Consider the following 11,697-nt stretch of genomic DNA (forward strand, 5'->3'; position numbering starts at 1 on the left):
ACCGCTGCCCAGCCTGTACAGCGTCTGTACGATTCAGATTGCCCGCATTCCCGACAGCCCAAACGCCACCGTTTGCCCGTGCAAGTCGTCGATTTGTTGCGTCCGCAACACAGTTTCCGAAATTTCGAACACAGAGACCGCTTCTTTCAATTGCTGTGTCTGTTGATGCAGTGAAGCTGCCGCCGCGGCGGCTTCTTCGACAAGCGCCGCGTTCTGCTGCGTCATCTCGTCCATCTGCACCACCGCCTGGTTGACCTGCTCGATACCCGTGCTCTGCTCGAGCGACGACGCGCTGATTTCCGCCATCATCTGCGTGACGCGCGAAATCGATGCTGAAACGTTGCTCATCGCTTCGCCTGCATGCTCGACCAGCGCCGAACCGCCCTGAATCTCCGCAACCGATTCGCTGATCAGGGTCTTGATTTCCTTCGCCGACTGCGCGCTGCGCTGAGCCAGCCCACGCACCTCGCCCGCCACCACGGCAAAGCCGCGCCCCTGCTCGCCCGCACGGGCCGCTTCCACGGCCGCGTTCAGCGCGAGGATATTGGTCTGGAACGCAATGCCGTCGATCACCGAAATGATCTCGGCGATCTTGTCCGAGCTTTGCGCGATGCCGCGCATCTTCTCGACCACCTCGTTGACCACTTCGCTGCCGCGCGAGGTGGCCTCGAGCGCGGTCTCGGCAAGCGCATTGGCTTCACGGGCGTGATCGGCGTTCTGACGCACCGTGGCGGTCAATTCCTCCATGCTCGACGCGGTTTCTTCGAGCGAGGCCGCCTGATTTTCCGTGCGAGCCGACAGATCGGCGTTGCCGGTGGCGATTTCATCGGCACCGAGGTGAATCGAATCGGCGGATTCGCGCACGGTTTGCACGGTGCGCGCCACGCTGGCCTGCATTTTCGCGAGGCCCGAGAACAGGCGGCCGATCTCATTGGTGCCCCGCGAAGCGATCGGCTGGTCGAGGCGTCCTTGCGCGATCCGGTCGAAGTGACGGCCGGCTTCTTCCAGCGGCGCTACCACGCCCTTGCGGAGCGCGGCGTACACGCCGACCGTGCCTGCCACCAGGAGCACCAGAATCGCGATGCTGACGGCACGGAACATCGCCATGCGGCTGTCGATCGAATCGATCGACGCCCGGCTCGCGGTCGTGCCGAATTGCACGAAATTACGCGACTCGCCGAGATAGGCGTCCTGGAAGCCCTGCGTCGGCTGGTCCAGAAAGGCCTGAATATTGTTCGAATCGAGGAATTGCGCCAACTCCGTCAGCGCGTCGTGCAGCTTCTTGTATTTCTCGGCCAGTGCGGTGGCACGTGCCGTGTTTTCGTCGCTGGTCTTGTGCGCGCTCACGAACGCGTTGAAGGATTGTTCGGCGGCGCTCAGCTGCTCGCGAGCATGCAGCACGATGTCGGTCGGCTCGGCGCCGCCGCGCACCATGCGCGTACCGGCGCGCGACAGGTTGATGCGCGCATCCATCAGGTGCTGGGTGGTTTCATTGACCGCATCCACCTGCTTCAACGCGATGTTCGACAGATCGCCCACGTCGTCGTGCGTGCGCGTGAGCGACCAGAACCCCAGCCCCACCGTGACGAGCTGAAAAACGCAGAACGCGGCCAGAACACACAACAGGCCGGATGCGACCTTGATCTTGCTGAACATCGTGAACACCTAAAGCAAAGAATGGCGGGAACTACGTCAGGGTTAACGGCAAGCCTGAACTTTGCTGAAGATCAATTTCGCGAAAGATCGCCTTACATCCCCTTTTCCTCGGCCAACTCCGCAATTCTCGTCAATTTGCGCAACAATGCTGCGCAGATATTTCGGATTCACCTTGACGCGGTGCGTCGGCGCTTCCTAGAGTGGGTAGGGACTGCACAACGCACGCCGGTGCAGATGCCACTACGGGCCACGCCCGAAGGAATCACGATGACCGACATCCTCGACCGGGCGCGCGGCGCACTGCATGCCCAGCCGTTCAGCATGCTGCTAGGCGCGGAGCTGATGCACACGGACAGCAACGAACTGACGCTCTGCCTGCCCATCCGCGACGAGTTGCGGCAACAGCATGGCTTCGTGCATGGCGGCGTCATCAGTTATCTCGCGGACAATGCGCTGACGTTCGCCGGGGCGCTGTCGCTAGGTCCGAAGGTCGTGACCGGCGAGTACAAGATCAACTATCTGCGGCCGGTGGTGAACGGCACGCTGATCGCGCGGGCGAGGGTGGTCTACGCGGGCCGGCTGCAGGCCACCTGCCAGTGCAACGTGTATGTGATGGATGGTGGCCGCGAGAAGCTCGTCGCTGTCGCGCAGGGCACGATCAATCGCATCAGCGAGAACGGCGAGCACGAGCAGGCGAGCTAAACGAGCGAAAGAAGCGGGTCAAAGAGACGCGCCAAAGAAGCAAAAGACCGTTCCCGCCTCGCGCGGGAACGGTCTTTCATTTTCTGCATCAACAACGCTTTTCGACGGACAGCCAAATCACTCGGCCGCGTAAGTCTTTTGCGTCTGCTCGCCAAGACCTTCGATACCGAGACGGATCGTCTGGCCCGGTTTCAGGAACACCGGATTCGGTTTCACGCCCATGCCGACGCCCGGCGGCGTGCCGGTCGAAATCACGTCGCCCGGTTGCAGGCTCATGCACTGCGACACATACGACACCAGCTTCGCCACGCCGAACACCATCGTCTTCGTGCTGCCGTTCTGATAGCGGTGGCCGTCTACTTCGAGCCACAAGCTCAGATTCTGCGGATCGGCCACTTCATCGCGCGTCACGACCCACGGACCGATCGGGCCGAACGTGTCGAAGCCCTTGCCCTTGTCCCATGTGCCGCCGCGTTCAATCTGCCATTCGCGTTCCGACACGTCGTTGATCACGCAGTAGCCAGCGACATAATCAAGCGCGTTGGCTTCGTCGACATATTTCGCCGGCTTGCCGATCACCACCCCGAGTTCGACTTCCCAGTCGGTCTTCTTCGAGCCGCGCGGAATTTCGACGTCGTCGTTCGGGCCGCAGATCGCGCTCGTCCACTTGTTGAAAATCACCGGTTCCGACGGCACCGGCAGATTCGATTCGGCCGCGTGGTCCGCATAGTTCAGCCCGATACAGATGAACTTACCGATCTTGCCGACGCACGGGCCCATGCGTGGGTTGCCTTCCACAACCGGCAGCGAAGCCGGATCGAGCGCGCGCAGTTTGGCGAGGCCCTCGTCGGTCAGCGCGGCGCCGTCGATGTCGCCCACCACCTTCGACAGATCGCGAATCTTGCCTTGGGCGTCGAGCAGGCCCGGCTTTTCCTGGCCTTTCGGCCCATAGCGAAGCAGTTTCATCCTGGCACTTCCTTTCAGTGATATTCGGTTCGTGTTTCGGTTCGTGGGTCAGCGGGCGCGCGTCGCCGCCCGTGTGCGCCGAGTCAATTCGACCAGCCGCCGTCGATCACATGCGCATGACCGGTGGTAAACGACGATTCGTCTGACGCGAGATACAGCGCCAGCGCGGCGATCTCTTCCGGCTTGCCGATCCGGCCCATCGGCTGACGCGCGACAAAAGCCGCCTGCACGGCTTCGAGTGTCGCGTTTTGCGCCTTGGCCTGCTCGACGATCCGCTGTTCGAGCGACGGCGAAGCAACCGTGCCCGGGCAGATCGCGTTACAGCGTACACCACGCGTAATGAAGTCCGCAGCGACCGACTTGGTCAGCCCGATCACCGCGGCTTTCGACGCGCTGTAAGCGAAGCGGTTCGGCACACCCTTCACACTCGACGCCGCCGACGACATATTGATGATCGAGCCGCCGCCCTTCTCCAGCATGGCGGGCAAAAACGCGCGGATCATGCGGTACATCGCCTTCGCGTTCAGGTCGAAGGCAAAGTCCCAATCTTCCTCGCTGCATTCGAGGATCGAGCCGGCGTGCACGAAGCCCGCACAATTGAACAGCACGTCGATCGCGCCGAGTTCGGCTGCCAACGCCTTGATTGCCGCGCCATCGCGCACGTCGAGCTTGCGCGCTTCGACCGGTTTGCCGGCGAGTCCGTCGATGCGGATATCGGTGGCGATCACGCGCGCGCCTTCGCGCGCGAACAGTTCCGCGGTGGCCAGACCAATGCCTTGTCCTGCCGCGGTGATCAGGGCCGTCTTGCCGGCCAGTCTTTGTGTCATCTACGACTCCAGTTCAATGGGCTTTCTGTTGTCTTCGTGACTTGCTTTCGTCACGACGCGTGTCACATCAAAGTCGATAAAACGCAGCGGCGTTGCCGCCAAAAACCGCTTCACGCTCCGCGTCGCTCAAGGACGCGAGCAAGGTGTTCGCCACCGAGTGCCAGAGCAGATAGTCGCCGTTCAGATCGAGCACCGGCCAGTCGCTGCCCCACATCAAACGCGCGGGACCGAAGGACTTCAGCAGATGGTCGACGTACGGATGCAGCGTTTCTTCGCTCCAGCCTGGCGACGCTTCCGTGACGAGCCCCGAGAGCTTGCAATGCACGTGCGGCAGTTGAGCGAGCCGGGTAATCGCCTCGGCCCAACTCGGCCAGCCGGCGCGCCCGTAGCGGATCGGCGGCTTGGCACCGTGGTCCACGACGATGCGCAGCGCGGGAAAACGCGCCGCGAAAGTTTCGAAATACTCGACGTGGCGCGCGTAAATCAACGCGTCGAACGCGAGGTCATGCGCGATCAGCGCGTCGATGGCGGGCGCCAGGTCCGGGTTCGCGATCCACGAGTCGTCAGGTAAATCCTGCAGCATCGGCCGCACACCCTTGAACTTCGGCTCATGCGACAGCGCTTCGATCACAGTCGGCGCGTTGGGCAACAGCAAGGGCACCCAGCCGACCACGCCCGCAATCGAAGCTTCGTTGCGCGCGATGTCCAGCAGGTAACGTGTTTCGTCGATCGTCGGCGCCGCCTGCACTACCACCGTCCGTTCGATGCCCGCAGTTTCGCGCAGCGGCTTGAGATCGGCAGGACCGAACGGCCGGTACAGGATCTTCAGTTCCGGCGTGAGCCACTCGTAGTCGCCGCGAGCGGGGTCCCAATAGTGCTGGTGTGCGTCGATAGGCATTGTCAAATCAATCCTCTGGTGCGGGCGCGCGGCTGTCGAGCAAGCCCTTGTCGCGCAACGCGGACCACAACTCTGCGGGGATCGGCAACTCGAACGACGCGACGTTCTCACGTAATTCGTCGGCGCTGCGCGCGCCGGTCAATACAGTCGCGACCGCCGGATGCGCATACGGAAACTGCAAGGCCGCGGCAGCGAGCGGCACGCCATGCACGCGGCACACGGTTTCGAGCCGCGCGACGCGCTCGATGATTTCGCTCGGCGCATCGCCATAATTGAATTTCAGGTCGCCGCTGACACCACGCGCCAGAATGCCCGAATTAAACGCGCCGCCTAACAGGATGCTGACGCCGTGCTTTTCACATTCCGGCAAAAGGTCGTCGAGCGTGGCCTGTTCGAGCAGCGTATAACGGCCCGCGAGCAACGCGCAATCGATGTCGAATTCCGCCATCGCGTCGAGTATGGCCGCGCCTTCATTGACGCCGAGTCCAACCGCTTTGACCGCACCCGAGGCGCGCAAATCGTCGAGCGCGCGAAAGCCGCCGCCTTCGGTCAGTTGCCGCCAGTAGTGGGAATTCTTGTCGCCATGCGTGACAACGCCGATATCGTGCACCAGCAGAATGTCGATATCGACAATGCCGAGGCGCTGCTGGCTGTCTTCGAACGAACGCAGAATGCCGTCGTGCGTGTAGTCGTAGATGGCCTGGAACGGCAGCGGGTCTTGCCAGCCCTCGCTGCCGTCGTAGGGTGTGGTGCGCGGCACGAAGCGGCGCCCGACTTTGGTGGAGAGCACGTATTCGCTGCGCGGATAGCCGCGCAGCGCGTCACCTAAACGGTGCTCGGCTTTCGTGTGGCCGTAGTGCGGGGCGGTGTCGAAAAACCGCACGCCGGCGTCCCACGCGGCGGCAATGGTCGCGTGTGCTTCTTCGTCGGACAGATCGCGATAGAGGCCGCCCAAGGGCGCCGTGCCGAGCCCCAATCCGCTCACTCGTAAAGCACGGCGGCCAATGCCGCGCCGCTGTTCGATCTTCGAACCGATCGTTGCCGTCATGGACCGCGTCTCCTGTTTGTGATGTTTTAACACGTGCGGACGGTCTTTGCCCACCGCCTTGATGGCCGCCGAATCGATCGCGGCGTGGCGGTCGATAGGCGATGCCAATAGTCGAATCCGCTCAATGCCGCGCGATCGCAACGACCTGATGCAGCGGCGCAGCGCTCGACGGCAGGCAAGCCGGCCCGACCGGTTCGAAAGTCTTGTACGTCAGGATGAATTCCTGGTGTCCGAGCATTTCCGATTTCGACGCCGCGCCGAGCGACACCGCCACCGTTTGCTCGAACACTTCGAGGCCGACTTCATCGAGCGTGCCGCGGCCTTCGAGAATGCGGCCTGCATCAACGTCCATATCGCCGGCGAGATTGCGGTATGTCGCGGGATTCGCGCAGACCTTGATGACCGGCGAAATCGCCGAGCCAACCACCGACCCACGTCCGGTCGTGAACAGAATCACATGCGCTCCGCACGCGATCAGCTCACCGATTTCCGCGTTGTCGCTGATGTTCGGAAAGCCGAAGCGCGGCTCGCCGTCGGGCACGACGTCGAGAAGATAGAGGCCGCCGGTCGGCGGAATATCGCCGGGTTTGATGATGCCGACGATCGGCGACGCGCCGCTTTTTGCATACGCGCCCAGCGATTTTTCCTCTTGCGTGGTGAGGCCGCCGTCCGCGTTGCCGACTGCAAAACTGCCATGTCCGAGGATCGAGTAGTAGCGCGCCGCCTTCGCTACGCACGCGACAATTTCGTCTCCGAGGTCTGGCCGTGCAGCACGCGTTTTCATATGGAACTCGCAGCCCACCAGCTCGCCGGTTTCCTCGAAAATGCAAGTCGCGCCGGCGTCGATCAGATGATCGAACGCGCGGCCCACGGCCGGATTCGCGGTGATGCCGCTGGTGCCGTCCGAGCCGCCGCAGATCGTGCCGACGACCAGTTCGTTCAGCGCCATCGGTACCTTCTGCTGCGCGGCAAGTTGCTTGCGCGCGCCGCGAACCCAGTCCACGCCGTATTGAATCGTGCTGCGCGTGCCGCCTTTTTCCTGAATCGTCAGGACTTCGACAGGACGGCCGCTTGCGCGCACGACGTCGACGAGGTAGTGCTTGTTCATGCTCTCGCACCCGAGCGATACGAACAGCACCGCGCCGACGTTCGGATGCGTGGTGAGGCGCTCGAGCATCTTTTCGGCGTATCCGTTCGGATAGCAGCCGGGAAAGCCGATCAGATGCACCGGCGGCTCGCGCCCGGCGGAGGGATCGTCGAAAGCATCGAGCGGTTCGCGAAACTGCGTGACGATCTCGCGCGCGACGTGATGCGCGCACTCGACCAGATACGCCACTGCGACGACATTGCGGATGCCTTTACGGCCATCGCTGCGCAAATAGCCTTGCAGCGAGGGCCGTTGCAAGGCGGCGGATGCTACGGAAGTGTCAGTCATGATCTTTCCAGCGCGGCGCGAGGCCACTTCATAGTGCTCAAATCAGTGATGAACGAACTCGTGACCCGCGTCATGCGTGTAAGTGGGCAGATAATCGCTTTCGAGGTTGTGCGTATGCAGATGCGCACCGCGCGCCACCGCCTCGGTCACGTGGCCGATCACCGCGCCGTAACGCAATACCTTGTCGTCTTTGGCGAGCTCGCGGCGCGCGACTTTGTGGCCCAAGTCGATCGTTTTGGTCAGCGTCACGCGCTCGCCTTCGATCTCGACCTGCGTGCCCGCATCGAGACGCGCCGCCGCGATCAGGCAGTTATCCGCCGGACTGAGCAGGATCAGGCGTGGGTCGGTTTGCGAAGTTTGCGAGGTCTGGGACACTTGCGGTGTTTCCAACGGGCGGCTGGTCAAGTGAGTTCTCCGTGATGCGCACGCATTAATTCTGGCCTTCGCCGCTGGCGAGCCGCGCGACCATCAGCGAGCCGAGGATGATCGCGCCATAGATCGCCTGAATCCAGAACGACGGCACCTGGGCAAGCGTGAGCAGGTTCTGCACGACGCCGAGCAGCAGCACGCCGGTGAGCGCGCCGAACATCGTGCCCTTGCCGCCGTCGAGCGAAATGCCACCGATCACCGCCGCAGCGAACACCGTGAAAATCATGCCGTTGCCCTGATTCGCATTGATCGCGCCGACATAGCCCGTGACGATCAAACCGCCCACCGAAGCCAGCATGCTGCCAAGCACGAATACGCCCCACGTAATGCGCTCGACGCGAATCCCCGCCGCGCGCGCCGCTTCCGGATTGCCGCCAATCGCGTAGAGCGCGCGGCCCACCCGGTGATAGCGCAGCACGAATGCGGCTATCGCGAATGCGGCCGCCGCAAGCCATACGGACAACGGCAGGCCAAGCACAATCGTGGTGGCAAGTGAGAAGAACGACGGTGGCATGTCGAACAGCGTGCCGCCCTTGGTCGCACCGACCAGCATGCCGCGCAACACAATCAGCATCGCCAGCGTGACGATGAATGCATTCAGCCGCAAACGCACCACCAGGAAGCCGTTGACGAAGCCGATCACTGCGCCGACCACCAGGATAGCCAACAGGCCGGCGGCAGCTGGCCACTCCGTTCCGAAGCCCGCGGACGCCACCGGCATCACCAGCATTGCGCCGACGGCGGGCGCAATGCCCACCGTTGATTCGAGCGACAGATCGAACTTGCCGGTCAACACGATCAGCGATTCGGCGAGCACGACCAAGGCCAAGGCGGCGGACGCACCCAACACGCTGATCAGATTCGCCTTCGTCAAGAAACTTGGGCTGACGAACGCACCGATTACGAGCAGCAACGCCAGCGCGGGCAGCAACGCCAGTTCGCGCAGCCGGGCGAGTTCACTGCGAGCGCGTTTGCCGCGCGTCGCCTGGGCGACGGGCTGCTGCGCCGGACCTTGCGCGGTGCCGAAGGCAGGGCTGGGCACACTATTCTTCATGGAGACTGACTCCTTCAACGGATGCGATCAGGTCGTGATCCTGCCAACCCGCGGGAAATTCGGCCGCGACACGGCCGCGGAACATGACCAGCACGCGGTCACAGGTGCGCAGATCGTCGAGTTCGCCCGACACGACCAGCACGGCTTTACCGTCTTCGCGCACGCGATCCACGACTGACAGCAACGCTTCTTTCGATTTCACATCGACGCCTGCGGTAGGGTCGATGAGTACGAGTACATTCGGATCGGTGGCCAGCGCGCGCGCCATCACCACCTTCTGCTGATTGCCGCCCGAGAGTCCGGACACCACATGCTCGGGGCCTTGCGCGACGATGCCGAGCGCATCGATCATCTTCTGACCGAAAGCATTTTTCTTCGCCGGGGGCGCAATGCCGAATTTGCCAAGCAGGCGGGTGATCGTCATCGATGCGTTTTCGGCCACCGATTGCGTCAGCACCAGGCCTTCGTGATGGCGATCCTTCGGCACGCAGCCAATGCCGTGCGCCAGTGCCGCGGGTACGTCGCCAGGCGGCAACGTGGCGCCATCGACGCTGATCGAGCCGTGTTTCGCCGCGCGCAGACCCGCAATCGCTTCGGCCACGCTCGTGCGGCCGCTGCTCGTTGCGCCGGTCAGCCCAACTACTTCGCCACGTTTCACCGTGAACGACACGCCTTCGTAGTCGGCACCGGCCAGATCCTTCACTTCCAACGCAACGGCCGTGTCCGCAGGCAGTGCAGCACGCGCTGCCGCGTCGGCGACAGCGAGGCCGCCACGCTCACCGGTCATCGCTTCGATCAACTGCTCGCGCGGCAACGCGGAAACCGGCGCGCTGACGATATGCCGCGCATCGCGCAGCACCGTCACCGCCTGGCAGATTTCGTAGACCTCTTGCAAATGGTGCGAGATGAACAGGAACGTCACGCCTTCGCGCTGCAATTCGCTGATGCGGCGAAACAGTCGCTTGATCTCGTCGCCGTCGAGTTGCGCGGTAGGCTCGTCGAGGATGATGAAGCGCGCCCCATACGACAACGCCCGCGCGATCTCCACCAGTTGCCGCGCTTCCACGCTCAGATCGCCGGCACGCGCGTCTTCGCGCACATCGATCTTCCAGTGATCGAGCAACTCGCGCGCGTCGCGGCGCATCGCGTGCCAATCGATCACACCGCCGCGCACCGGCTGGCGGTTGATGAACAGATTCTCCGCAACGCTCAAATCGCGGATGATCGTCGAATGCTGATAAACGCAGGCGACCCGCTCGCGCCACGCATCGCGATCCGCGATGGACGGCGCGGCCGCGCCGCTAAAACGCACCTCGCCGGTGTCGGGCTTGCGCAGGCCGGTAAGGATCGACACCAGCGTCGATTTGCCGGCCCCGTTACGCCCGACGAGCGCATGCGACTCGCCTGGCATCACGCGGATGCTCACGTCTTTCAGCGCAGCCGTGGAGCCGAAGCGTTTAGTGACGTCAAACGCTTCGACCACCGGCACGGAGGGCGTCGGCTCGCTCATTTAACGGTATTGCCCCACAAGGCTTTGTCGTCGACATTCGACTTCGTGACGAGCGGCGCAGGCAGCTGATCTTCGAGAACGCCCGGCGCCAGCTGGATGATGTTGCTGCCGTGATCCGTCGGGCCCGGCTTGAAGGTCTGACCAGCCAACGCCGCCTTGATATAGAAGAGACCGTATTTCGCGTAGGAATCGGCGGGCTGCGAAATGGTTGCGTCGATATCGCCGCGGCGGATTGCGTCGAACTCCTGAGGAATGCCGTCGTTACTGACGATCACGACGTGCTTCGCATTACCGGCCGGAAACAGCATCTGCTTGCGGCGCAGGGTTTGCAGCGTCGGCGACAGATAAACGCCACCCGCCTGCATATAGATCGCCTTCACGTCAGGATTCGCGGTGAGCAGGCTGTCGAGTGCGGTGGCCGCCACATCGCCCTTCCAGGCTGCCGGAATCTCCAGCAGCGTCAAGCCCGGAAAGCCCTTCAGACACGAGCGGAACGCTTCGGACCGGTCGCGCCCGTTCACCGAGGCCAGGTCGCCCATGATCTGCACCACCTTGCCCGACTTCACATGCTCGCCGATGTACTTGCACGCCTTTTCGCCGTAAGCGTGATTGTCGGCGCGCACCACCATCGCGACCTTGCCTTGCGTCGGCGCGACGTCGACGGCGACCACCGGGACGTTCTTCGCCGCCGCTGCATCGAGCGCGCGGCTGATCGCCGCCGAGTCCAGCGGACCGACCACGATGCCCTTTGCGCCGAGGTTCAGCAGGTTGTTCATGTCGGTGATCTGCTGGGCGGGATCGCCGTTCGAATTGACCGGCGCGAGGATATCGATGCCCATGTCTTTCGCGTACTTGGGCAGATAGTTGTTGTACGACTGCCAGAACGGCGACGTGAGAAGCGGCAGACCGAGACCGACCTTGCCGGTTTCGGCAGCTTGCGCGGCACTGCTGACGGCAACGCCGCCGACACACACTGCCGCGGCGGCGGCAAATAGCGAACTGCGAAACCAGCGGCGAGCCGTGAACGACCCCTTTGCGAACGACATGGTTGTCTCCTGTGTCGGTCCGGAGTTGCCTTGACGCTGACTCCGGCCCATGCAAGGTAAATGCGTTGTTGAACTGAGTGACCCGGTCACGCGGATGACGGGCACTGCGTCCTGCGCTTTCTTATC

General features: G+C 63.0%; 11 protein-coding genes. 1 reads left to right on the top strand and 10 read right to left on the bottom strand.

Annotated features, from left to right (window positions below):
• Nucleotides 1–33: 33 nt before the first annotated feature.
• Entirely contained in the window at nucleotides 34–1,656 is a 1,623-nt protein-coding gene (locus tag HWX91_RS01070) for a methyl-accepting chemotaxis protein (protein ID WP_028196064.1), read from the bottom strand.
• A gap of 267 nt (nucleotides 1,657–1,923) precedes the next feature.
• On the opposite strand from HWX91_RS01070, the gene HWX91_RS01075 reads away from it, so the two are divergent.
• Entirely contained in the window at nucleotides 1,924–2,358 is a 435-nt protein-coding gene (locus HWX91_RS01075) for a PaaI family thioesterase (RefSeq protein WP_028196063.1), read from the top strand.
• Nucleotides 2,359–2,475: 117 nt separating this feature from the next.
• Here HWX91_RS01075 and HWX91_RS01080 read toward each other — a convergent pair whose 3' ends face one another.
• The 9 genes from HWX91_RS01080 to HWX91_RS01120 form a co-directional block, all read right to left on the bottom strand.
• A complete protein-coding gene (locus HWX91_RS01080) occupies nucleotides 2,476–3,324 on the bottom strand; it encodes an ureidoglycolate lyase (protein ID WP_028196062.1) in 849 nt (282 codons plus the stop codon).
• Nucleotides 3,325–3,407: 83 nt separating this feature from the next.
• Entirely contained in the window at nucleotides 3,408–4,151 is a 744-nt protein-coding gene (locus HWX91_RS01085; RefSeq protein ID WP_028196061.1) for an SDR family oxidoreductase, read from the bottom strand.
• A 67-nt stretch (nucleotides 4,152–4,218) separates the two neighbouring features.
• Nucleotides 4,219–5,049 (bottom strand): amidohydrolase family protein, encoded by an 831-nt coding sequence (locus HWX91_RS01090; RefSeq protein WP_028196060.1) that lies wholly within the window; start codon nucleotides 5,047–5,049, stop codon nucleotides 4,219–4,221.
• A gap of 7 nt (nucleotides 5,050–5,056) precedes the next feature.
• The gene (locus HWX91_RS01095; protein ID WP_028196059.1) at nucleotides 5,057–6,097 is read right to left on the bottom strand and encodes an aldo/keto reductase; all 1,041 of its coding nucleotides are present in this window, start codon (nucleotides 6,095–6,097) and stop codon (nucleotides 5,057–5,059) included.
• Nucleotides 6,098–6,218: 121 nt separating this feature from the next.
• Nucleotides 6,219–7,532, bottom strand: coding sequence for a UxaA family hydrolase (locus HWX91_RS01100; protein ID WP_025496039.1), 1,314 nt, complete (start codon nucleotides 7,530–7,532; stop codon nucleotides 6,219–6,221).
• 42 nt (nucleotides 7,533–7,574) lie between these two features.
• A complete protein-coding gene (locus tag HWX91_RS01105; RefSeq protein ID WP_025496040.1) occupies nucleotides 7,575–7,937 on the bottom strand; it encodes a UxaA family hydrolase in 363 nt (120 codons plus the stop codon).
• A gap of 25 nt (nucleotides 7,938–7,962) precedes the next feature.
• Nucleotides 7,963–9,015, bottom strand: coding sequence for an ABC transporter permease (locus HWX91_RS01110; RefSeq protein WP_025496041.1), 1,053 nt, complete (start codon nucleotides 9,013–9,015; stop codon nucleotides 7,963–7,965).
• On the bottom strand, nucleotides 9,005–10,525 hold the full coding sequence (locus HWX91_RS01115; RefSeq protein WP_028196057.1) for a sugar ABC transporter ATP-binding protein: 1,521 nt from the start codon (nucleotides 10,523–10,525) through the stop codon (nucleotides 9,005–9,007). The genes HWX91_RS01110 and HWX91_RS01115 overlap by 11 nt, the downstream gene beginning before the upstream one ends.
• A complete protein-coding gene (locus tag HWX91_RS01120; RefSeq protein WP_028196056.1) occupies nucleotides 10,522–11,571 on the bottom strand; it encodes a sugar ABC transporter substrate-binding protein in 1,050 nt (349 codons plus the stop codon). The genes HWX91_RS01115 and HWX91_RS01120 overlap by 4 nt, the downstream gene beginning before the upstream one ends.
• Nucleotides 11,572–11,697: the final 126 nt, after the last annotated feature.

Origin of the sequence: Paraburkholderia fungorum (genome assembly GCF_902833645.1) — a bacterium.
GTDB lineage: Bacteria > Pseudomonadota > Gammaproteobacteria > Burkholderiales > Burkholderiaceae > Paraburkholderia > Paraburkholderia fungorum.

Coding starts and splice junctions, on each gene's coding strand:
- HWX91_RS01070 (WP_028196064.1), bottom strand. CDS start 1,656: ATGTTCAGCAAGATCAAGGTCGCATCCGGCCTGTTGTGTGTTCTGGCC.
- HWX91_RS01075 (WP_028196063.1), top strand. CDS start 1,924: ATGACCGACATCCTCGACCGGGCGCGCGGCGCACTGCATGCCCAGCCG.
- HWX91_RS01080 (WP_028196062.1), bottom strand. CDS start 3,324: ATGAAACTGCTTCGCTATGGGCCGAAAGGCCAGGAAAAGCCGGGCCTG.
- HWX91_RS01085 (WP_028196061.1), bottom strand. CDS start 4,151: ATGACACAAAGACTGGCCGGCAAGACGGCCCTGATCACCGCGGCAGGA.
- HWX91_RS01090 (WP_028196060.1), bottom strand. CDS start 5,049: ATGCCTATCGACGCACACCAGCACTATTGGGACCCCGCTCGCGGCGAC.
- HWX91_RS01095 (WP_028196059.1), bottom strand. CDS start 6,097: ATGACGGCAACGATCGGTTCGAAGATCGAACAGCGGCGCGGCATTGGC.
- HWX91_RS01100 (WP_025496039.1), bottom strand. CDS start 7,532: ATGACTGACACTTCCGTAGCATCCGCCGCCTTGCAACGGCCCTCGCTG.
- HWX91_RS01110 (WP_025496041.1), bottom strand. CDS start 9,015: ATGAAGAATAGTGTGCCCAGCCCTGCCTTCGGCACCGCGCAAGGTCCG.
- HWX91_RS01115 (WP_028196057.1), bottom strand. CDS start 10,525: ATGAGCGAGCCGACGCCCTCCGTGCCGGTGGTCGAAGCGTTTGACGTC.
- HWX91_RS01120 (WP_028196056.1), bottom strand. CDS start 11,571: ATGTCGTTCGCAAAGGGGTCGTTCACGGCTCGCCGCTGGTTTCGCAGT.